At 45.9% G+C, this 22,741-nt stretch carries 22 protein-coding genes and 1 pseudogene; 19 read left to right on the forward strand and 4 right to left on the reverse strand.

From position 1 onward, the window contains the following. Positions 1 to 385: 385 nt before the first annotated feature. From HP568_RS19795 to HP568_RS19845, 11 genes are all read left to right on the forward strand, one after another. Positions 386 to 2,296 carry an EAL domain-containing protein gene (locus HP568_RS19795; RefSeq protein ID WP_254551364.1) on the forward strand — a complete coding sequence of 637 codons (1,911 nt, stop codon included), beginning with the start codon at positions 386 to 388 and terminating at the stop codon, positions 2,294 to 2,296. 154 nt (positions 2,297 to 2,450) lie between these two features. Beyond that, the gene (locus HP568_RS19800) at positions 2,451 to 2,909 is read left to right on the forward strand and encodes a GreA/GreB family elongation factor (RefSeq protein ID WP_048035835.1); all 459 of its coding nucleotides are present in this window, start codon (positions 2,451 to 2,453) and stop codon (positions 2,907 to 2,909) included. Between the two features lie 115 nt (positions 2,910 to 3,024). Further along, positions 3,025 to 3,300, forward strand: coding sequence for a hypothetical protein (locus tag HP568_RS19805; protein WP_048033034.1), 276 nt, complete (start codon positions 3,025 to 3,027; stop codon positions 3,298 to 3,300). A 169-nt stretch (positions 3,301 to 3,469) separates the two neighbouring features. Then, positions 3,470 to 3,955: a MarR family transcriptional regulator gene (locus tag HP568_RS19810; RefSeq protein ID WP_173630019.1), complete on the forward strand. Its 486-nt coding sequence runs from the start codon at positions 3,470 to 3,472 to the stop codon at positions 3,953 to 3,955. Next, positions 3,948 to 5,237, forward strand: a complete 1,290-nt coding sequence (locus HP568_RS19815; RefSeq protein ID WP_173630020.1) for a DNA primase — start codon at positions 3,948 to 3,950, stop codon at positions 5,235 to 5,237. Before HP568_RS19810 ends, HP568_RS19815 begins: the two co-directional genes overlap by 8 nt. A 65-nt stretch (positions 5,238 to 5,302) precedes the next feature. Beyond that, entirely contained in the window at positions 5,303 to 5,491 is a 189-nt protein-coding gene (locus HP568_RS19820; RefSeq protein WP_056487285.1) for an alpha/beta-type small acid-soluble spore protein, read from the forward strand. A 546-nt stretch (positions 5,492 to 6,037) separates the two neighbouring features. Then, a complete protein-coding gene (locus tag HP568_RS19825) occupies positions 6,038 to 6,904 on the forward strand; it encodes a hypothetical protein (protein ID WP_254551366.1) in 867 nt (288 codons plus the stop codon). A 98-nt stretch (positions 6,905 to 7,002) separates the two neighbouring features. Beyond that, positions 7,003 to 7,788, forward strand: coding sequence for a CsxC family protein (locus tag HP568_RS19830; RefSeq protein WP_048033040.1), 786 nt, complete (start codon positions 7,003 to 7,005; stop codon positions 7,786 to 7,788). Between the two features lie 248 nt (positions 7,789 to 8,036). Then, positions 8,037 to 8,453, forward strand: a complete 417-nt coding sequence (locus HP568_RS19835) for a MerR family transcriptional regulator (RefSeq protein WP_173630021.1) — start codon at positions 8,037 to 8,039, stop codon at positions 8,451 to 8,453. Positions 8,454 to 8,455: 2 nt separating this feature from the next. After that, positions 8,456 to 8,704, forward strand: a complete 249-nt coding sequence (locus HP568_RS19840) for a glutaredoxin (protein WP_173630022.1) — start codon at positions 8,456 to 8,458, stop codon at positions 8,702 to 8,704. A 387-nt stretch (positions 8,705 to 9,091) separates the two neighbouring features. Continuing rightward, positions 9,092 to 9,457 (forward strand): MerR family transcriptional regulator, encoded by a 366-nt coding sequence (locus HP568_RS19845; RefSeq protein WP_173630023.1) that lies wholly within the window; start codon positions 9,092 to 9,094, stop codon positions 9,455 to 9,457. Positions 9,458 to 9,504: 47 nt separating this feature from the next. On the opposite strand, the gene HP568_RS19850 is transcribed toward HP568_RS19845, so the two are convergent. Then, positions 9,505 to 10,263 (reverse strand): SDR family oxidoreductase, encoded by a 759-nt coding sequence (locus HP568_RS19850; RefSeq protein WP_173630024.1) that lies wholly within the window; start codon positions 10,261 to 10,263, stop codon positions 9,505 to 9,507. A 479-nt stretch (positions 10,264 to 10,742) separates the two neighbouring features. On the opposite strand from HP568_RS19850, the gene HP568_RS19855 reads away from it, so the two are divergent. The 6 genes from HP568_RS19855 to HP568_RS19880 all read left to right on the forward strand — a co-directional run bounded on the left by HP568_RS19855 (position 10,743) and on the right by HP568_RS19880 (position 16,204). Next, positions 10,743 to 13,148 (forward strand): peptidase G2 autoproteolytic cleavage domain-containing protein, encoded by a 2,406-nt coding sequence (locus HP568_RS19855; protein ID WP_053079583.1) that lies wholly within the window; start codon positions 10,743 to 10,745, stop codon positions 13,146 to 13,148. Positions 13,149 to 13,176: 28 nt separating this feature from the next. Beyond that, positions 13,177 to 13,368 carry a hypothetical protein gene (locus HP568_RS19860; RefSeq protein ID WP_173630025.1) on the forward strand — a complete coding sequence of 64 codons (192 nt, stop codon included), beginning with the start codon at positions 13,177 to 13,179 and terminating at the stop codon, positions 13,366 to 13,368. A 289-nt stretch (positions 13,369 to 13,657) separates the two neighbouring features. Continuing rightward, entirely contained in the window at positions 13,658 to 14,116 is a 459-nt protein-coding gene (locus tag HP568_RS19865; RefSeq protein WP_173630026.1) for a DUF2628 domain-containing protein, read from the forward strand. A gap of 32 nt (positions 14,117 to 14,148) precedes the next feature. Then, on the forward strand, positions 14,149 to 14,364 hold the full coding sequence (locus HP568_RS19870) for a hypothetical protein (protein WP_173630027.1): 216 nt from the start codon (positions 14,149 to 14,151) through the stop codon (positions 14,362 to 14,364). Between the two features lie 217 nt (positions 14,365 to 14,581). Then, the gene (locus tag HP568_RS19875; RefSeq protein ID WP_173630028.1) at positions 14,582 to 15,223 is read left to right on the forward strand and encodes a hypothetical protein; all 642 of its coding nucleotides are present in this window, start codon (positions 14,582 to 14,584) and stop codon (positions 15,221 to 15,223) included. Positions 15,224 to 15,280: 57 nt separating this feature from the next. After that, on the forward strand, positions 15,281 to 16,204 hold the full coding sequence (locus tag HP568_RS19880; protein WP_254551368.1) for a DUF4261 domain-containing protein: 924 nt from the start codon (positions 15,281 to 15,283) through the stop codon (positions 16,202 to 16,204). Positions 16,205 to 16,304: 100 nt separating this feature from the next. Here HP568_RS19880 and HP568_RS19885 read toward each other — a convergent pair whose 3' ends face one another. The 3 genes from HP568_RS19885 to HP568_RS19895 form a co-directional block, all read right to left on the reverse strand. Then, on the reverse strand, positions 16,305 to 17,537 hold the full coding sequence (locus HP568_RS19885; RefSeq protein WP_173630029.1) for a hypothetical protein: 1,233 nt from the start codon (positions 17,535 to 17,537) through the stop codon (positions 16,305 to 16,307). 506 nt (positions 17,538 to 18,043) lie between these two features. Continuing rightward, a complete protein-coding gene (locus HP568_RS19890) occupies positions 18,044 to 19,075 on the reverse strand; it encodes a YkvI family membrane protein (protein WP_173630030.1) in 1,032 nt (343 codons plus the stop codon). Between the two features lie 156 nt (positions 19,076 to 19,231). Then, positions 19,232 to 20,626 carry a hypothetical protein gene (locus HP568_RS19895; RefSeq protein WP_173630031.1) on the reverse strand — a complete coding sequence of 465 codons (1,395 nt, stop codon included), beginning with the start codon at positions 20,624 to 20,626 and terminating at the stop codon, positions 19,232 to 19,234. 234 nt (positions 20,627 to 20,860) lie between these two features. Here HP568_RS19895 and HP568_RS19900 point away from each other — a divergent pair, with 234 nt between their 5' ends. After that, complete coding sequence (locus HP568_RS19900; protein ID WP_173630035.1) at positions 20,861 to 22,162, forward strand: AAA family ATPase; 1,302 nt, start codon at positions 20,861 to 20,863, stop codon at positions 22,160 to 22,162. A 12-nt stretch (positions 22,163 to 22,174) separates the two neighbouring features. Beyond that, positions 22,175 to 22,741 (forward strand): annotated as a pseudogene (locus tag HP568_RS19905) (hypothetical protein); the annotation flags it as partial.

Genomic DNA, 22,741 nt, shown 5'->3' on the forward strand with positions numbered 1-22,741 from the left:
ACGTCATTCAAGTCAAAAGATAAGAAAACACATCAACATATTGTAGTTGCAGCCGTTCAATTACTCGCGGAGCACGAATTAGGTGTCCTCACATCTGATCGTTTCGTAGCAAAAGCTCATATTCTAGCACTCGTTGTTGATAATATCAGTAATTACATGCTGACGGGGATTGAGCTTGATCAGAGGGATATCTGGACTGAAACAGCAAGAAACGTACTAAAGTAATCGAAAAAACAGTAACCTCTTTCCTTTTGCCTGAGAGGTAGTATTCAACGTTGTCATGGATAAACATGGAGGAAAATGTAGAATTATGTCGAATGAATATTTGTGAATAAGCATGAGCCTATACGTACGTTGGTTCTAGGGAAAAGGAGAATCTATGTAAATGCAGAAGTCATCAAATTCGTCCAAGGAAAACAGCGCTGCATGCTGCCAACCGTCGATTTCGCTGGCAGACGATTCTGCACGGATTGTAATAGAAGGAAACACCGAAGTTATCGCACAAATGAACATGATTAACTTGACGGAAGAGGATTTGCAGTTGATCGCAGCGTTTCGCCCTGTCATTGCGACTGAAATTGAGCAGATTACTTCTTCTTTTTATGAATCGATTCTCCATGTAGACTCTTTGAAACAAATTGTATTGGAGCATACAACCGTTGAACGATTACATCAAACCTTAAAGAACCATTTAATCGAGATGTTTGACGGCCGGATCGATCCTGCCTTCATTGAAAAACGCTTGAAAATTGCGATGGTTCATCAAAAAATCGGGCTTCCTCCCAAGTGGTACATGGGTTCTTTTCAAAACCTGTTAGGCACACTCATGCGAATTATAGATGATCGGAAAGAAGTTTATCCTGACTCGAAAAAACTGGCACAAGCCATTACGAAGTTGCTCAGCTTTGAGCAGCAATTGGTTCTGGAGGCTTATGAAGACCAGACACGTATGCTGGAGCAACGCGCCAAGTCGATGATGGAATATCAGGCGTTTCACGATGAATTAACCGGCTTGCCAAACAGAAGGAAGCTCCATCAAGCCTTGCAGGAGGCGATAATTAACAATAGCGAACAGGGTACGCGTTTTGCGGTGCTGGTACTGGACATCGATCGTTTTAAAATGATCAATGACTCTCTGGGCCATACGTATGGAGATCGTTTTTTGCAAGAAGTGAGCGATCGGATCAAAAAAAGCGCGGAAGGATTCGATGTGACGATTGCCCGTATGGGTGGTGATGAGTTCACACTGATCTGCCAGAATGTTGAGGGCGATCACGAGTTTTCGACATTGGCTGATCAAGTGGTCAAAGAAATCGAGATCCCCTATCTCTTGCAAGGAAAAGATTATTACGTCTCGGCGAGTATTGGCGTAGCGGTGTATCCCGATCACGGATGCAGTGAGGAGCAATTGCTCAAAAATGCTGATGCTGCCATGTACGAAGTGAAGAAAAACGGGAAAAACGGATTTCAGTTTTTTACCAATGAGCTCGATGAACAAGTGTTGATTCGTATTGAACTGGAGAGGGATTTGAGAAAAGCGGTAAAGAATGACGAGCTGGTTTTGTACTACCAGCCACAGATTCAAACAGGGAACAATCAGCTCATTGGCGTGGAAGCACTCGTTCGGTGGAATCATCCGATAAAAGGAATCCTGTCACCTGGTGTGTTCATCCCGATTGCGGAGGAAACGGGCTTGATCTTTGAGATTGGCACGTGGACATTAAAGGAAGCCTGCAAACAAATGAAGAAATGGCATGATGCGGGTGGACCCTTGATTCCCGTTTCAGTCAATCTGTCCTCACGTCAGTTCCACCAACCCAATCTCGTAGGCTACATCCGACAAATCCTGGTAGAGAGCGGACTCGAACCGCAGTATTTGGAATTGGAAATAACGGAAAGTATGATGATGGACGCAGATCTTTCCACAGAAATTTTAAAGGAATTGAATGAATATGGCGTAAAAATTAGCCTGGACGATTTCGGAACGGGTTACAGCTCGCTCAGCTACCTCAAGCTGCTGCCCATTCACAAGCTAAAAATTGATCGTTCGTTCATTACGGATATCACGAAGAATCCCAGTGATCAGGCGATCGTCGCAACGATCATTTCCATGGCGAAGCATCTAAACATGAATGTCATTGCAGAAGGGATCGAGACCCAGGGACAGTTAGACTTTCTTACGGAGAATGCCTGCAAGGAAATCCAAGGGTATTACTTTAGCCACCCATTACCTGCAACGGAAGTGGAGGAAGCATTCTTCATGCCGGTGCGAGAGAGTTTTGATCATCCTCTGTAAAGCATTTCTAAACAGTCGATGGAATCATTTTGAAATTATTGATACAATGATGAGAGTCCCTTCGGGGGCTATTTTTTTAAGGAGGGTTTTTCGATGAAGAACATTACGTTCATCAAACATGTCTATGAAAAGCAACTGGGGGGTGAAATTTACTATGAACCCTAGTATTTTGAATGGCACCAGAAATCATCTGATCAACCAGCTTGTCTTTTTTGACGAGCAGTATTCACTCTTTTACGATCAATATGTACGCAATTATGGAAAAGAAAAGCAAGCCATCGATGAGATTGTCGAGCGTTACAAGCAAACACTTGAAAGCCTTTTGTCAAAAGAAGACAGCGCACTCTTTCAATCGCTTAAAGCAATTACTTTATTAGGCAGCAGCGTAAAAGTGCTATTTGAAGAAGATCAATTTGAGGAGTCATTTACTGTGGTGTACCCCACAGACATTGACCCGGATAACAACAGAATTTCATTCTTATCGCCAATAGGCAGGCAACTGCTGCTAGCGGCTCCACACGATTCTGTTGTGCTGGAAAGTCCGGTTGGCAGGCAGCAGGTGCAGGTTCGGGAGATAAGCTTTACATATATGGGGGGATTCTCGTCACCTTAGAAAACTACCCATCCCATCGATCATATGAGAAGACACTAACACGGGTTAGTGTCTTTTTTTGTTCATTCTAGTAAAATGCAAGAAAAGTAAGCTGTACGTACAGGAGGGAAAGACGATGAAAATAAATGCCTGCCCAACGTGTGAGCAAGATGTGCAATGGGATATGAATCGCTTGCAGAAGCTGGAGGAGCGGTGGGTGATAGCTTGTGAAATTTGTGGTGACCAGTTTTTCAGCGTGACAGAAGAAGAAAAGGAAATGATCCTTGCAGGCATGCGATTGACGGAAGAGTATACACCAGATATCATCAATGCTTATCACAATGAGGATGTAAAGAACCTCCCCTCCAGAGTTGGGTTCGGAGAAATCAAAAAAAGCAATTCAGAGAACTGAATGGCAGGTGTTCATCCATCTGCTAAAGATTGACGAGCAAATATAATTCGCGAGTCATGGAAAAGTGAGTCCTAAGACACTAGTTTTTTGTTGGTGTCTTTTTCTGTTTATTCAGGTAAAATTTAGTCGAACGATATTTCTGAAATATAGAGTGAAAAGAAGGGATTTCATGATTGTTCTTGGGATGATGATTTGCATTTGGTTGTTATCACTTTGGGTGCATCCGATCCTACAAGCTTATGTGGAGGCATTTCTGCTCTTTTTTTATGGGGACAGATACGAAGCGTACATTCCTTATGAAATGACAGCCTTACATTATGCGGTGAATGCCATGACACTTGGTTTCATCTTCGGACTGCCACTTGAAATCAAATACAAAAGGGCAAAATCAAAATGGCTCAAGAAGCTCAAGTTTCTTGAAAGCCTCGAGTCCGACAATATCCTGTATATTCTTTCTGTTGCGCGTGATCAGCAGGGCTATGTGACAGCAGCGGATATCGCGTCCCAATCTACTCTTACCATACAAAAAGCGCAAGATATATTAAGTAAGCTTCAAAAAAAAGGGTTTGCTGACCTGAGTGTAACCGAGAAGGGTGACATTCTCTATTATTTCGCGGGCTTTACTGTAGGTGAGGAAGGAGCAGCGAATGAATAAATTTTTAGGCAGCTTGGTGATTCTTTTTGTTATTGGCGTTTTTCTCATACTTGCTTTGCTAACTGGCTATTTTGTCATCGATGGCATCTATCAAATCTTAGACAACACAATCTTCTTAGGAATTTTGATGAGCCTCATTTCCATTGGTTACGCGTTCTTTTACATGGAAGGAAGAAGGCTGGCAAAAAAGCAAATGCAACGAACACAGCAAGCCGTTGCAATGACGGTCGCTAATAAAAATCATGGAGTCGTTTCTGTTGCATCGTTTGCTCTCGAATCGCAGTTGCCGCTATCGCAGTGTGAGCAAATTCTGAGAGAGATGGAACAACGAAAGGTTTTGAGCACGTCCACCATGCCAGGCAAGATGGCCGTCTATCAGTTGGATGATTATGTATACGGACATATGCCTTATGAAAGTGACTATGAGGAAGCTCTCAAACTGGAACAGAGCCAGCGAAAACGCAAAAAAAGAATCTTACAAGCCGTATTGGGAGGAGTCATTGGCACATTGATTGCCATCTCAGAAGAACAAATTATCTTGAACATGAGAGAGTATATCTCAGCGGCTACTACTGCAATCATCTTTCTTATATTAATTGGACGTTACATACTGACCTCGCATCGGAAAGAGGATCAACAGCATTCGGAACACGATGTTTTGACGTATGTCATGGACAGTGCAGGGGAACTCAATCCGAAAGAGATTCCGTACTATACGCATGAAAGCTATCAATCGATTGAGCCCATTATCGATAAATGGCACAAAAGCAACTACTGCTCAATTACGCATCAAGAAGATGGTGGAATCATCTATCTCTTTCCGAATTATACGGATGAGTCGGAAGTGTACGAATATGACGAAGAGTATGATCCGATCCCTGCATGGATCGATAAAAGGTCCAGATTTCTGCTCTTTTGCTGTTTAGCATTTGTCTTCACCTTTATAGGCGGCTATGCCCTTGTACATTGGAACAGCCTTATCTTCATTCTCGCTTGTACGACCATAGGAGGGATCTACGGTTATTTTGCCTTCACACAAAAACCGGAGCTAGAGAGAAGGGAGCGAATCGCACTGCAAGTAGCTACGAAAAAGGGCGGTGCTTTAGCGGTTTACGAGCTGGCTTACAATGCCAGAATCACCATGGATGAAGCTGCGATGTTATTAGAAAAATGGGAGCAAACGAATATGGCGAGAAAAGTATATGCAGAGGAAGGCGCGCCAATTTACATGGTGAGTGGCCTGGCTTCCAAAGAACAAAGACTACGGTCGGAGCATGTTTGATTACACTCCCATAATCTGCACATACTACCATTCACGAAAACAATCACAACCAGAGGTGAACAGCAATGTCACGTTCAAATTCCTTGGTGTATGGACAAGCTCGTGCAGCACTTGACCAATTAAAGTACGAGATCGCTGCTGAATTTGGGGTCGAGTTGGGCGCTGATACGTCGGCACGCCAAAATGGCTCTGTCGGTGGAGAGATGACGAAGCGTTTGGTACAATACGCGGAACAGCAAATGTTTCGCCTGTAATCCCTCCTTGTGAGGGATTTTTCTTTCGCTTATACGTAACCGAAATATCGCGTATAATTACGGGAGAGCGACGAGAAAGTTTTCATCGTCTTTTTTGTGTTGCTTGAAGTGGTTCTGGGTACCCCAGCAAAAAACCTTGACCAACAGGTGTTTACCGAAGTACCGGTCGAGCTTAACGATATCTGGTTCATACTCCACGATCTTTTTAAAGGCTAAAAACGGTCGTTTCCAATTTGACTTGCATTTTAGATATTTGATCGTCCTGACAGAGGTCTTGGTGAAGGCCGAACCCATCAAGGACAAAACGGCAATGGAGAAAAGCATTTTCCAAAGCAAAGATATCGATACATCCTGAGGTCAAGATTATAAGTGTCGGAGCGTTAAAAAAATAAAGGACAACGGCTTTCGTGGTTTCTTTGGGAGAGGGTTGTTCTTTTTTGTTAGGGGAAGACGAATTATTTAGTGAAAGGGCAAGTGTCTATACAACCAGACGGGCGATCACGTATGGATAATGGGAAGAGTATTTTGATGGGGAGGAGTGAGGACATGCCGAACGACAAGAAAAATCCGAAGAATCGAAAGCCAATTCTTAACCATCGAGGCTCTTTGAAAAAGTCGAGTGCATCACTCCCGCTCCTTTTTGTAGTACCGAAGGAACAGATGCAGCCTCAGCAAGGTGCCATCGATAAGCAGAAAGTGTATCGTTCCAAGAAACCTAAGCGCAAACGAAACCATGCGCCTCCACCTCCGGTCAAGCAGACAGCTACTGAACAAATTTCACCGCAGTCCGCTCCTGACATTCCTCCCATCTCCAAGGATGCCAGGGATCTTACGAAAGAAAACAACAGATCTCAGCCAGAACTGATTCAAGCAAAAGTAGTCTACGTAGAAAACGCAGGTCAATCGCTCATGCAGGTTGCTATCCTGGAAGAAATTTGGGACGTAGAGTGGGTTCATTCCTTACGTGTGCCATGGAAGCTCGATTGGAAAGAGGTGGAATGCCAAAGTAAGATCGATGTCCAGCACGTTCGCCACGATGATAGCAAAAAGATTGTCTGGCTGTCAGGTGAGTTGGAAATCAAGGGTGTGGGGGTCACTGTCGATTCGCAAAAAGTAGAGCATGAAACGATTCGCTTGCCATTTACCTCTACAGTATTACGCCCTTCCTTGCCCAAAGAAAATGTAGGAACAAGTGCCATTCTCCTTACAGCACCAGCTTGTCTGACGAATAGATGGGTAGAGACGGGGGACTGGCAAATCAACATCACGGCAGAACCGCTCACCCATTCGCAATCAGGATGGAAGGAGTTCAGCGGCTTGGCAACCATTAGCGGTCGTGTATGGTGGTATCGGAAGCAGCTAGTTCCCGTTCCGCCTCCATACATAACGAAGAAGGTAAACAGTCTTTTCTAGAAAAAAGGGCAGATAACGCTTGGCATCAGCCAAATCCATATTGAATCTAGTCCATATAATATAAAGAGAGTAGGTTGGTGATAAAGGAGAGAGTAAAAATGGGTATACATGGCGATGGCTGTAACTGTGGCCAAACTCAAGTTACGCAAAACAGCTGCACGGTGGAAAACGCCCGTGTGTTCGGAATGGCTTCGACCGAAACCGCTTTTCCTAAAACGATTAAAGTACCTGTAACGTTGGCGGAAACGGCCGTTGTCGTATGTGTGGAAGCTAATGTTCATTTGGAGAGGCCTGCCCTTGAGATCATTCGAGTATTAAAGAGTGTTATTCTGGAGCAATGTGAGCTGGTTCCTACATTTAACCCGTTGTCTGCAAAGTTGTTCGTCAGTGGTTTTATTCGCAAAAATATCGAGTACACCACAGTTGATCAAGTAACGGGAACTGCTGTATGCGGTGACGTACGACATACAACGGCGCTGATACCATTCGATTTCTGTACGGATCTGACCTTTCCGGCTACAGGACCGACTTTGCAACTGGCACCAGATTTCGAGTCACACGGAGAATATTTGAATAAATCAGGTCATGCGGCAAAGATTAACGTAGGTTTGTTCGGTAACCGAAAAGTTTACAACGAGAGACCGTATTGTGAGCTGTTATTCACGGAATTCACCGAATTAGACATTGGTTTGGAAAATAAGCGGTGCAAAGACACAACCAAAACATTCTCGACCGTCCGTGAAAAAATCGTCCTGCGTATTGGTCTGAAGGTTTTGCAGGATCAACAAGTTCCTATTCCAACAACACCACCACCGACACCACCACCAAAACCGACATTTCCACCACCTTGCAAACCGATATGTCCACCTAAGAAAAAATGGTAGTACGAAAAAAGCGTTTGATGAGACACTTCAGGGCAGATCATGTGCTACTGGGTGTCTCTTTTTTCATGTTAGGCTGGCATGCCAATCCACCTAAGTCGGCGTACATGTTTATTCAACTGTGAGAGGAGATCGAGGAGCCAAAAACGAAGGTTTCAGCTTCAGACAAGGGTTGTCCAAACAGACAATCTTTTTTCTGATTGACTCTGTACGTAACTACAGCCTTTATCATAATGATTGAGGAGGAAAATATGGATGGGTTGACGAGAAGCCAAGTAGCCAGTGAAGCCAATGTGCATAGTGAAACAGTCAGATACTACGAAAAAAGGGGACTCATCGCCGCAGCTCCCCGCAATAAATCCGGCTATCGCATGTTCTCTCAGCAAACCGTTACTGACATTCTATTCATTAAACGTGCACAGGACATTGGCTTTACGTTAGAAGAGATCAAAAACCTCTTGATTCTGTACAAAAAAGACGAGGAGCTTCCCACCCAGGAAATGCACAAGCTGGCCCTTGATAAAGTAGAAGAAATCAACAAAAAAATAAGCCAGCTTCAACATTTCAAAGCATTGCTAGAGGAAGCTACGAAACGTCCACCCTCGATGTGGTCCCTCTCAAGGGAGCAATGCCCGATCATGCTAAAATGTGCGAAAGGAGAGGAGTAGTCATGGGTGCAAAAATCGAAATATTTGTAGATGGCAGTCACTCCAGTTCTGCCTTTGTGGAAAATGTCAAAGCGTTATGCTGTTCCAAATGTGAGGTCGTCGTTCATAACAAGCTGGAACAGAGTGTCGAGGGCGAATTTGAGGAGAAAACGCAGGCATATGGGATTGAAGCATTGCCAGCGGTGACGATGGATGGAAAGGTAGTCGATATGGAAAAAGTGAACGCGGTAAAGAAGGAACATGGACGGTAAATTTTCAAGGACACGGATACTGTAATTACTAAAGAGCTGCATGGGCTTTGCTATAGTAGACAGATCCGGCGATGTTCATGTTAGCAGAGTCATTGGTAATTGCAATCCATTCAGCTAACGCAAAAACACCTTCGCTAACCCTTTTAGGTGATAGTATTTTACTACCTTCTCTTGATGTTGACTCTATAGAACGATCAAATATGATTTACCATGTAAAAAATTCTGGAGTTCACATATAAATGTAAATGTTTTCTTCTAGTTCTTGTTTTCTGGAGAATTTTCATACGAAAGAAGCAGCATAGATTCGTAATCAAAAACGATATGGATACCCTGACATTCTGGCATATAATTGGGATAGCATTCTCACACGAGGAGGTACTTTACTGCGTGAAAATAAGCGAATTATCCCAATTAACCAATGTCAGTACTCGATCGATCCGCCATTATGAAGAAAAGGGTTTGTTACAGGCAGAACGACTGGAAAATGATTACCGCCATTTCAATGAATCGGCAGTCAAGCGCGTCAAGATGATTCAACTGTACTTGAAGCTGGGATTAACAGCGGATGAAATCAGAACGCTGTTCAGAGGGGAAGTTGCGACTCCAGACGATTACGAATATTGCGAGGAAATGCTGGCGATTTACGAACAAAAGCTCAGCAAAGTGAACGAACAGATTGAGGCACTCCAAGAGTGGAAGAAAACGCTGGAGAGGCAAATATCCATTACCCGCGGAAAAAAGGTTACGAGCTAGTTCATAGTCACGGCCCCGAAGCGATCAGCTGCTCCGGGGCCGTCTTTTTAAAAGGAATGTAAATTTTGTCCGATGCCACCATCCACAGTTAGCCTCGCACCAGTCGTAAAGGTAGCGTCAAAGGCGAAGAAAAGCACCGCTTTCGCCACTTCTTCTGATGAACCATGACGTTTCATTGGTGTAATCTTATCGCCAAGCTCCTGGAAGGTAGCGCGTTGTTCATCCGAGAAACCGGCAACTCCCATGGAAGGCGTATCAATGAAACCGGGACTCACGACATTGACACGAATGCCCTTGTCAAGCAACTCCACTGCAAACCCGGAGGCCAAAGAGCGCAATGCCGCCTTGGATGCACTGTATACACTCATGCCGGGGTAGCCGCCTTCATCTGCTACGGAAGATGTAAATACGATCGAACCTCCTTCATGAATAAGCGGTGCCAAGCGCTGGACAGTGAAAAATGCCCCTTTCGTATTTACCTCAAAAATCCGATCGTAGGTCTCCTCAGTGACTTCCAAAAACGGTTCCAGAATGGAAGTGCCTGCATTCACATGGAGAAAATCGATCTTGCCAAAATGCTTTTCAACATAGTCTCCGAATGCTTGCACATCCTCCATGCTCGATACGTCAGACACCACAACATGTGCCCGTTCGCCCAGCTCACGTTTTGCTTCTTCGGCATTTTTCGGATTGCGACCAGAGACGATGACCTCGGCACCGCCTGCCAGCAATGCTTTTGCCACGGCCAAGCCCATGCCATGTGTACCTCCAGATACGACTGCTTTTTTCCCTGTATAGTTGTTCATTTTTTGTCCCTCCTTGAGTGAATGAGTTATCGTTCTGCATGTAGTCTAAACGTTCACGCTAATGTGAAGGTCAAGGGCTTATGGAGAAAAAAGAGCGGTTCACTCGTCGGTTGTAATTTACATTATCTGGAGTAGCTCTATGATTATATTTAACCGATCATCAGTCAGTTAGGTTGTTTGGTCATGAAAGGAGGGGAATGAGATGCTGTATAAGATCATCACGATTCGTACTGTTCCTTTTTCTTATGCTATCAGCGGTGATCATTGTCAGTGCTTCCCGTAATGGTGAACAAGAATTACACCAAACAAATTGAATTCAAATACTTCGACTCAATGGTATCAGCATCGAGTTAGCTGGATGGGTTGTTTCGTTCGTCCTACGGAATAATTCCACCCTTATCCATGGTTAAGCCGACCAGTCCACCATTCTTCTCATGGCATACGATACCATAACTGTTTAGTAGGGGGGAGGGTATCGTATGCCAAATGGTTGCAACGAAATCGCAAGCGGGCTGTGTTCCGAAGCGGAAGGAATAGGCACAGTCGCGAGTGGTGAAGGCTCCCACGCCGAGGGAGTCAGCACCACAGCCAGCGGTAAAGGATCGCATGCGGAAGGATTCAAAACTACGGCAAGCAATTTCGCCGCCCATGCAGAAGGGATCGGAGGAACGGCAAGTGGACTTGCGGCTCATGCGGAAGGATTCAACACGACAGCAAGTGGAGATGAGTCGCATGCGGAAGGGAAAGGGACGATCGCAAGCGGACTGATTTCCCATACAGAGGGGCTCCTAACAACAGCAACTCAACTGGCTGCCCATGCGGAAGGGATATCCACGGCGGCGAGTGGACGCGCTTCACATGCGGAAGGGAGTAGCACACAGGCGCAAGCGGATCAATCTCATGCCGAGGGTATATCTACCATCGCTAGTGGACTGAATTCTCATGCAGAAGGGGAAGGAAACACCGCTAGTGGAAGAGCTTCCCACGTAGAGGGAGGTGGTGTAGATCAATTGGGTAACCCAGCTCCTAACCTAGCCAGTGGTCAAAGTGCTCATGCAGAAGGGGTTGGAACAATTGCAAGTGGGTTTGCGTCTCATGCCGAAGGAGGAACTTTAAGTATCTTATCGAGGCCAGGACCACAGGCGTTAGGGGATTTTTCCCATGCGGAGGGTCGTGAGACAGAAGCCAGCGGAGATGCATCCCATTCGGAGGGTGCTCGGGCAATTGCCAGTGGATTTGCATCCCATGCCGAGGGGCTTTTTACAGTTGCGAGCGGAAATTTTTCCCACGCAGAGGGTTCTAATACAGAGGCCAGTGGATTAGGATCCCATGCTGAGGGTTCTGGTACAGAGGCGAGTGGATTTGCATCCCATACCGAGGGGTCTGTGACAGAGGCTAGTGGAGTAGCATCGCATGCAGAGGGTGTGACTACAGAGGCGAGTGGATTTGCGTCGCATGCGGAGGGTGTTTCTACAAATGCTAGCGGATTTGCGTCGCATGCGGAGGGTAATTTCGCAGATGCCTTAGGTCTTTTTTCTCATGCGGAAGGTGATGGGACAGATGCTATTGGAAATTCGTCCCATGCAGAGGGTTCTGGTACAGTGGCGAGGGGAAATTTTTCCCACGCGGAGGGTTTTCATACAAATGCCAGTGGAATAGCATCGCATGCGGAGGGTGTTTCTACAAATGCCACTGGATTTGCGGCCCATGCCGAGGGGAATTTTGCAGATGCCATCGGCAGTTTTTCTCATGCAGAGGGTGATGGGACAGATGCCACTGGCGTTGCGTCCCATGCAGAGGGTTCTGGCACAGTGGCCAGTGGAAATTTGTCGCATGCGGAGGGTTTTCATTCAAATGCCGTTGGATTTGCGGCCCATGCGGAGGGTAATTTCGCAGATGCTATAGGAAATTTTTCCCATGCAGAGGGTGATGGGACAGATGCCACTGGAGTTGCGTCCCACGCGGAGGGTTCTGGTACAGTGGCAAGTGGAGAGGTGTCGCATACGGAGGGTTTTCATACAGTGGCCAGTGCATTTGGGTCCCATGCGGAGGGTTCTGAGACAGAGGCCAGTGGATTTGCATCGCATGCGGAGGGTGTTAACACTCTTGCAGATGGAAACTTCTCCCATACAGAAGGTTTGGGCACATGCGCTGGCACACTTGGGGGAGTGCATGTGATGGGGATCAACGGCGCTCCCAATCCTGCAGCGGGAGATTTGCCATTTTCCTGGTACCTAGTTAATGGAGCAGCTCCATGTGACCCTACAGGCGTCAAAGCCAAAATTTTAAATAACGGCAGTGCGTGTTTCGAATCGACCGTCACAGCTTCGGCATTCAACGTAGCCGTCGGTGCTTGCGATTTTGCTGAGATGTTTGAGACGGCGGATGGCCAGCCGATTGATGTCGGTTACTTTGTAAGCTTTGACGGAGAAAGTGAGACCATCCGGAAAGCTACTTCCAACGACGATTATATTCTAGGAGTGACCAGCTCTAATCCGGCAATTTTGGCGGATGTGGAAGATCCGGGGTGCAGCAAGTTCGTGCTCGATGAATGGAGTCGTATCCAATACCACGAGGTCGTGGTTCCGGCAGTAACCGATCGGGAAGGAAATATCATCATACCCGAACGCACAGAGGAGAGACCCAAAATCAATCCGTATTGGGATCCGAACCGGAAGTGTAAAACGCGGAAAGAAATGCCCAACTGGGTGGCTATCGGTCTCATCGGTAAACTGCTTCTTCGCGACGATGGAACGTGCCGAGCGGGGGGTTATTGCAAACCGAACGACGAAGGGGTGGCGACGGCATCGGGTACAGGTTATCGGGTAATGAAAAGGACAGGAGATAATCAAATCTTGATATTGTTTAATGGGAACAGAGTATAGAAGAATATACTGATAGGGAGATAGAAATATGAGTTCTGAAGAGAGACGCTTAGAACGGATCGAGAAGAAAAAAGAGAAGATCTCCAAAATGGAAGAAAGACTGGGAGAGATTCCTGAACCTTTGAGAGAACAACAGATGAAGATGATCGAGATGATGAAGAGCGGAATCGAAATGATCGAGAACAACATTCGCAAACGGAAAAATATTTGGGATTTTTAGTAAATTTATCAGTGACGGCATGGTAAAGCTCAGTCGATTCTAAGATGATAGTGGGTGAGTGACCTGTTCTTGCAGTTCCACAGCATTGCCAGTGATGCGAAATCTAAGTGGTACGTCCAAAAATAAAAGAGGTCAACCAGCAAAAACTGGCTGACCTCCTAATACAAATGGTTCGATATCGTTTGGGTTGGTCATTTTTGGTATAATGAGAGGTCGTTAGAGCATACTCGCCCACATAAAGGTCGCAAAAGATTAGGAACTAATAGAAAATAGTTTTGGGGGAGAACCTTTGGAGACACATCTTACCTTGAATTTCTTGTCCGCCTATGTCCACCATCATAAGTACTATCTGGAGGCTTGGCGGGCGAAAGGACTCTCATGGAATTGGGGAGCAGCACTTTTTGGCGTAGCATGGTTTGCCTATCGGAAGATGTATGGATGGGCGACCGTTATTTATTTGGTGAACCTCTTTGTGGGTTTTGCCTTGGGTGCATTGGCATTCGATGATGCTACCTTTAATGAAGTGTACATACTCTTTGCATTATTTCAACGAGCGTTATTTGGACTAACCGGCAATTTTTTATACTATGTGTCGGCTGTTCGGAAAATAAAAAAAGCGCACAGTAAAAACGCCATGCTTGATATAGAAGATACACGAAAGCTTGGTGGCGTTAGTGTTCGCGGCGTAGTTGTGGTTGTTTTGGTCAATATTTGCTTTAGTCTGCTAGATGTACTACTCACATCGTGAAGAGAATTTTCTCACATGGGGAGGGAGATAGCATGGGAGTAGCTTATAAGCTGCATTGTGAACGTTGCTCATACAACCAAAATGTGTACATGGGCGTTGGATTCAGATATGGTTATTTGAGCGAAATCGAAGAATGGTTCGAGGATCCAGTTGGCAAGGAGCGAATCCGAGAATTTATGAAGGACGAGCGTACAAAGTATAACTGCTTTCATGGTCTATACGCTTGCGAAAAATGCAAATACTGCTAAATGCCCACTATTTGCACTTGCAGTCGGACACTGATTCGTATTTACAAAGCTATGATTGTCCACGGTGTTCAGAGAAAATGCCATCTATACCGATTGACATGGAGCTGGATCACGGGTATTCGCCGACTTGTCCCGAATGCGGGGAGGAAAAGTTGTCCGTGGAAGGTTTTTTGGATTGGGATTAGGCGGAGTATCTAAATCGTAAAGGTGGATGCAAATGAAAAGCTGGTCAAAGCCTTTCCTACAACATGAAGTATTAAAACAGCGTATGCTCGTCCTGAGTGCCCTGGATATTCTACTATGCCAGGAGGAATGGCTGCGTAGATATCAGTTCGATCCACAATGGGATGAAAACACAACATTCGCGAGCATTAACAACGGAGCAGGCGACGATCTTTACATCCTGTTCACTCCCGAGGGCGTTATTGTAAAAGGGTTTGATCATGAATCGGAAATGAGTCCTCATGCCAGGGAAGAATACGAGGTTTGGCCTGGTATCTATGAGCAAGTCCCTCCAGCTTTGCTTCATCGACTCGATGACGAAGCGTTAACCAAGGAGGACGTTACGTTTTGCTTATGGCGAGTACCTACTGATCACGTGTGGAAAACAGGAGACATACATAATCCGCAAGGGCTGGATGACGGCTCAGATTTTTTGCTTGGGATGATATATGATAGTCCAGAAGATTATGTAGAGTGGGCAGAGGCTTACTACGAGGTGAAGGTTTCGCTTGATGTAGTTGGGTACACGTTTTCAAATACTGCCATTACCGAAGAGATGATTACGGAGCTGAATCCGGAAGTGGATCTGGAACTCGCGATCAAGGAGCTTCAAGCGATTGGATTTACAGTTACGTAAAGTACGCCATGATTCATAAAAATACAATGGAAAGAAGATGACGATATGCCAAAAGGTATGTACTCTCAAGGAGTTGCCGTCCTGCTGTCAACGGCGGTTCCGATTCACAAAATAGCAGACATGCTCAAGGATCAATTCGAAATTGTTAACATCATGGAAACGTTCGACCAATGGGTGTTCAGCGGCCCTAGCTTGCTTATTCCGTATCGTCCAGAAGTAAACGGATATATTCAGGTCGATGTCGTCGATAAGCCTTGGCCGGATAGTATGGGAGACCCGGCAGAAGACACGATGCTGTTTGGCGCTTGGTCGATGGGCTTTTTCGGTCCGTTTACGTTCTCGAATAGCCTTGAGCGGGCAACTCAGCAGTCATGGGGATATCCCGAAGGGCGGCAAGCCGCATCCGAGCACAAAGCGTTCATCCGTATTCGCTCTTCTTTCGTGTTGGGAGAGTCGAACGATCAAGCTCCTGTACTGCCTGAGGGTTATGAAGCACTGCCGGAGTTGATGACTGTCACCGCCATTGCTGAGTCGCTGTTGAAAATGCCAGAAGCCCTTTGCTTTTTTAATCCGAATGGAGAGTGCCTCGCGTCTGCCGAGCTGATGCAAGAGCTGAATCAACGTTATGAGCAAATCCAGCTTCTTCCGCTGGAGCTATGGTCCAATGTCCGGTTGTTCAATCTTCCGGAAGGATGGCTCTTGATGGATACCGTCGGCATGCAGCAGTTGGATGTGATCGATCATGAGGCGATATTTAATGGGGATGCCTACGATCCAAATGAGGTCGCGAGTTTCCTGCGAAATATATCGAACTATGTATATGAGAATGGTCCTGTTATCAATGACGGAGATACAACCGATGGGCCGGGTGATGAAGTTTGGAAGTGTGTCTTGCTGGAGGAAGGGTTGGCAAGCCCACCGCGTGATGTGCTTCGCTGGTATCCATTGGATGGAAGGGAAAAACCTGCGGGATTGGAATAATTGCGTTATCACTTGGGAGACCAAGGGAACTTGATAGGAAAAGCACGACCATACCCCTTGTTTAACAGGGCATTGTCGTGCTTTTATTTGTTTGACCTACTTATTTGATAATCTCCTCATAGATCAGCTTGCCGTCATGCGTATACACGCCAATCTTTTTGATCCCCGAGATGGTGTACTCGATGGCAACGGTCTCATTCGTAGGAGTGATCAGCAATTGATGTGGAAAGTTGAAGCTTTGATTGTTAGCTGTGTTCGCAATGATCTGGGAATCAGTATGAAACAATTGTCCCGTCTGCTTGAGCTCTTTCATTAGTTCTGGCTTATTTAGCACATATTGTTGCGGTGAGACGACTTTATCTGCCGCATTAATTTTGGTAAAAGTATATGGCTTGTTGGTTTTCGTCACAGCCAGAAAGTGACCATCAGCTGTCGGACGGATAAACGCATACTTTTTGGAAGCAATGAGTCCTTTTTTATTCATCAGCACATAAAATTCTTCGTTCCCCAGCTTGCCTGAGACAACGAATGCTCCACTGTGCATATTCGATTCGACTTTATAGTTACGGGAAGGCTTTAGCATAATTTTTCCTTCATTGCTGATAAAATGCGTCTGGCCATTTATTTTCACACGATGCCAGCCTTCACCATATCCGTAATATTCATCAAAAAATGGCTTACTCAGTATTTTTCCATGAATATTTCTCATGCCCATCTTGTAATATTCGTACCCTTTTGCGTCTTTTACCATATCACCATAGGGCAAGTAATACGGATCAAACGTTTTCGTAGTCGGTTCGGCTAGGTAGAATGGATGATCCGCGTCCGGAAACTTCTTGGTAATTTTCCCTGTTTTGGCATTGTACAGATACGGCAGGTTTCCCGGAAAGTCCGTGCCCGTAAACCATTCCCCATGTATCTGCTTGAAAGCAACATCGCAACAGGTACCCATCGGTGAAACTTTGCCCTGCTTATCGTAGACCAAATATTCCGTATGCTTAAAAAAGCTGCCATTATAAAAATAACCGTACCCATTTCGGAGCGGGTACACTTCACTTTTATAAACGAGATAATTGCTTTTTATTACTTTTCCAGACGGTGAAACCAATGACATGGTGTAAGTCTTTGGAGGTGAATCGTGCTTGTAAAGTGGTTGCTTCGTGAAAAGAAAGAATGGCTCTGTCAAATGAGACGGGATCTGCAGGTTTTGATACACCACTGGTAATTGCGGTGGATTTAATGGGTCTTGCTGCTCTTCAGCCTTGATTGGCGAAGTAGAGAAGAAGGTAAGAAACAGAACGAGCATGGTTTTTAATAGGGTAGAAAATTTCATGTGAGAATTTCCTTTCTAGTATGTTGATGAGGTCAGTCTTACACTATGACGGTTCAATCGTGACAAATGTTACCATTCGTATGCGAATAAATGAAAGAGTTCGAGTATGAATATGTCTGGCGGGTACACAATATGGTTCGCGATGCAAAAGTCTTGGGTCTAGGAGAGTCTATACGCGGGAGCAGACTATGGAAGGTGCTCTCGCTGATTTACGTTCGCTCAATTGCTATAGTAGTGAACAATTGATCATTTATAGTAAAAAGCCGACTGCTTCACGACGGAGAGTCGGCTTTTTACGTATCGTACATATGTGAATGACTGTTGAGAAACGCGAATTAATTACGAATTATATATTGATATTAATTAAAATTGTTCGTGAATATTGAGCCGCCATCTCACTTTGTTAAAAAATTCTCGGGGGTAATACTTTTGGTTATCGTAAGTGACTATCCTAAACACGAACAATATGCGATCTTAATCTTGATTTGAGAAGTGGTCGTCTGTTTTTAAAATCTATGCCGAGGGATCGTCCCTGGAACCGAAATCCGACAGAGCGTAGACAACCCCAAATACCCAAACAACGGATATAAAAACATCAGCAACTGACTATACCCGATCAGGCACAATACGAAAGCAGTAGAGAACAAATACAAGTAAAGGCGCGTTTCCGGAACGTCCAATAATTCACGCAGCTGCTGACCAATCCCGAACACGTTCGAAATCAATGTGGTAAAAATCTCGGAATAGAGCACGAAAACAAAGAACAGCTGGAGCCACTCGTTCCATTGGTCCGTTACAAAAAGAATCGGGATATTCATGAGACGGACGTCGTCCCAGTTGGCCAACATAGCAGTATGGACGACGAGGAGCATAAATCCAAGCACGACCCCGCCAATGACGGCTGCCCGAAACAAAACAACCTTGTCGCGGATCGCATAACCGATCGGGATGAGAACGGATTGGGCCATGGCCAGGTTAAATGACACGTATAAGACTGTTTTCCATAAGAAGGAGTAATCGGATGGGGTCGAGAGAGGCATGGGGGAATCTGCGGTGCCATCCAGTAAAATGAGCAAAGCGAACAATAACATGGATGGCACGACAATCGCATTCACGACGAGTAGTTGCTCCAACCCTTTTCGCAGAAGCAACAGGGCGAACAGAACGGTGGCGATGGTCCCGATCAAATATGGAATGTCAAACTGCTCCTCCAAGACCGAACCCGCTCCTGCCAGCATGACAGTCGTTACGCCAAAAAGGGTGAGAAAGACCAAAATATTCATCGCACGACCGATCATCGGTCCAAACAGTTTTTGATTAAAGGATTCATAGGAGGGTGTGCGCAAATGATGAGCGATTAGCATCATCTTGTAGCCCAACCAAACAAAAAGAGATGTGGCGAGCAGGATGCCGATTGTTCCGGCATGGCCGTAAGCGGTGAAAAACGCGAGGATTTCTTGACCGCTCGCAAACCCGGCGCCTACGACGGTTCCAATGTACGTTGCTGCGACCTGGATACTTTTTCCCCACAACTTCATACTGGTTTTTTCCTTTCTCATCTAAATAGATGCTAGTACAAGTGTATGAGTCTCGAAGAAAAACAGAATGAGAAAACTTGTCTATCTCATCACCCAACCAAGGAAAAAAAGCGAACGGCACGAGACCATACGCTTTTTCGTATAGATACCGACGCTTTACAGAAGAAACATCGCCACGATTGTGGTCACCAAAAGTCCGATCGCCACGGGATACAGATTTCGTCTCGCTAGCTCAAAAGGGTCTACTCCGCAAATCGCCGCAGCAGGAATCAATGCCCAAGGAATGATCGTACCACCGCCGACCCAGATGGCGGCAATTTGTCCGAGCGCTGTTAACGTAGCGGCACCGGTACCTAAAGCAGTTGCGAATAGTTGAGCCAAAGAACCAGCGAGCGTAATACCAGAGAACCCTGAGCCATCGAGCCCTGTAATAACCCCTACTGCGGATACAGTAAGAGCAGCTACTTCCTTGTTAATGGGAATCGTCTGTGCAAGCGCCACTCCGAGGTCGTTCACGATTCCGTGTGAACCCTGCGGCAGTACCTCCCCAAACACTTTGATAAACCCACTGTCGCCCATATAAAAGAAAGCAGCAATCGGGATGACCGGACCAAATACTTTAAAGCCGAACTGAAAGCCTTGAATCAGATGTGTGGTTACCTGCTCGAGACCACTTTGCTTGTGCGCAAGCATCGTTGCGATAATGAGAATGAGCAGGGCGGTTCCGCCCACAAGCGCCGTTGCATCTCCTCCGCGTAAATCAAAAGCAAACATGGCCACGACATCGAGGATAAATAAAACCGGTACAAGTCCAGCCAACGCACGACGCACGCCATCTGATAAAGGGACTCGTGCGGAAGTAAAAACTTCATCGGGTACGACTGTCTCTTTGGGAGACGCGAGCACGCCGAGCTTCATGTCTTTTTTCAAATACCAGAATGCGATGGCAGTTGTCACGACGCCCATAATGATAACGAGAGGGACGCTGGCTGAAATCACGTCCGAGACAGGGATTCCTGCGGCTTTGGCCGTTAAAGTGGGAGCCCCCTGAATAATGTAATCGCCGGACAGCGCAATCCCGTGTCCAAACAAGTTCATCGAAACGGCGACACCCATCGCCGGCAGGCCAGCGCGCAATGCCACGGGCAACATGACAGCACCGATTAGTGCGACAGCTGGAGAAGGCCAGAAAAACCAGGAAATGACCATCATGACGATCCCGATCACCCAATACGCCAATGTAGGATTTCGAACTAAATGAGTCATCGGCCGAATCATCGTTTCGTTTACGCCCGTATCCGTCAAAACGTGACTCATGGCAACGATGATGCAGATAACTAAAATCGTCGGCAATAGCTCGGTAATCGCGTAGATGAAGCTGCCAAATATTCCGCCGACGGCTGCCGTCACAGACCCTGTCGCGACGAAACCGAGGATTGCTATGCCCACGATACTAATCAGACTCGTATCTTTTCGTAAAACCATCACGAGAATAATGCCAATCACGAACAAGACATACACACCATGTATCCACAAAAGCTCGATCCCCATGTCGCACCCTCCTTTTTCGTTACTCCGATGTAAGTACCTTGATGTCACAACATATGCGAAAAATAGGCCATGGGTGAAAGCACACTCTAGAGAGAACAAGTGAATCCACTGGAGAACTGGCATTTTTGTCCATGATATGCCACTATTAATGAATGACGTAAATTTGGGTTCCAAGCAAGAGAGGGGGATCGGCACATCGACGTCTGTAACCAGCCCGTCGTGCAGCCAACTACGATGAATTCGACTACACCCATCCAACGTAAAATGGACCAGGCAATTGAGCTTTTGGAGCGCCGTTTCCTGGAAAGAAGTGAACTGATTCGCCTTTTAATGCTCGGCATTATGAGCGGGGAAAATGCTTTGTTAATCGGTCCGCCGGGAACAGCCAAGTCTCAGCTAGCACGATCTGTTTCTCAGCTATTCGGATCGGAACATTGGTTCGAGTATTTGCTTACCCGTTTTACGACCCCCGATGAGATATTCGGTCCGGTCTCCCTTCAACAATTGAAACTGGATCAATACGTACGAAAAACAACAGGCTATTTACCCAACGCTCAGTTTGCGTTTTTGGATGAAATTTTCAAAGCGAACAGCGCGATTCTGAATGCGTTGCTTTCTATATTGAACGAACGAATCTATTTCAATGGCAGAGAAAAAGAGGAGGTTCCGTTGCAATTTTTAATCGCTGCATCGAATGAACTTCCTGATGACGATGATCAATTGACAGCTCTTTATGACCGCTTCCTGTTTCGCTATGAAGTTCACTATTTGAAACATGCTTCCAGTTACGAGCGCATGTTTTCATTGCCTACGACACCTCTTCCTGTTGTGTTCTCTCTGTATGACGTGAAGGATATTCAAGCGGCAGCGAAGCAAGTGGTTATTCCAGAAACCATGATTTATTTCTTGTACCGTCTAAAACAAGACCTGGAAGTAAAAGAGTATGTGCTCTCCGACCGTCGCTGGAGCAAAATCGCGCATGTATGGCGAACTTCTGCTGCCTTGCATGGACGTGAGCAGGTGACAATCTGGGACACGGTTTTCACTCCGCATATGCTGTGGAATGTTCCTGAGGACTTGTCGGTCATGCAGGAAGCGTTTGAACAACAATTTACGGAAATGCTGAAGAATGATATGGAGAATGAATTGCCACTCCAGCGCTTCGGACAAATTGCGGATAAATGGAAGGAAAAAGAATCGGAGCTGCATGCCTTCCAGTTTAAAAAGGAAGTGGGCGCAAAGCTGGGCAAGGAAGCGATGGAGCGCAATGTCCGGTTGTTGGAAGAGAGTCGCGAAGAGGTAGAAGAGACGGCGCGAGACTTGCGTAATCGTCTCATTCAGTGGGAGAAGCGGGAGCATGATCTGCATGCCTATGTCCTGGAAAAAAACCGCTTGATTCCGAATGTAGAAAAATACGCGGTCAAATATTCGTACCTGCGAATTGAAGGCGAACGGATTTTGCAGCAGCTACAGCGCACGTATCGGACGATTTTTGACAAGGAAATCCCCGGGGCGGACTACGATTTTACGTTGTAGGGGGTAGTTTGTATGATCATTCGTGCTAGCGGTGTTGATCGCTATGTATTTGAAACGTACCTTGCTTCTTCGCGAACCGCACAGGAATGGGTTCATGAGGCGAAGGCACGAGCAGCATGGTTTGATTTGGAGCTCTTGGCTGATTTTTTCCTCGTCTTTTATTTGGAAAAGCCGGAGATCGATCTGACGCAAGAATCTACTCCTTTTCATCATTGGATGATTCGTACACTCATGAAGCAGTATTTTACACGCATGATTCATCCTCGTACAGTCGGGCAGGAAAGCGCGTCGTTCAAAACCGCAATCAAGGCCTTGCTGTGGCTGACAGAAACGTTTTCTGAGGAAGTGAAGCAGCGGGAGAAGGATCAACGGCTTTCTCCGCTCATAACCGGCTTAAAAGACCAGCAAGGCCAGGAAGGAAGTCAACAAGCACAGCTTTCCGAGCTTTTGACAGAAAAACAAAAGGCCAAGCTCGAGTTAGTTGGTTACACGCTTCAGCAAGGGAAGCGGGTCGTGGAAGACAAGCAAGAGGCCATGGACACCAAGCCGTTAGTGCGGGCAGAGGTATTATCTTTGCAA

Origin of the sequence: Brevibacillus sp. MS2.2, assembly GCF_013284345.1 — a bacterium.
Classification (GTDB): domain Bacteria; phylum Bacillota; class Bacilli; order Brevibacillales; family Brevibacillaceae; genus Brevibacillus; species Brevibacillus brevis_C.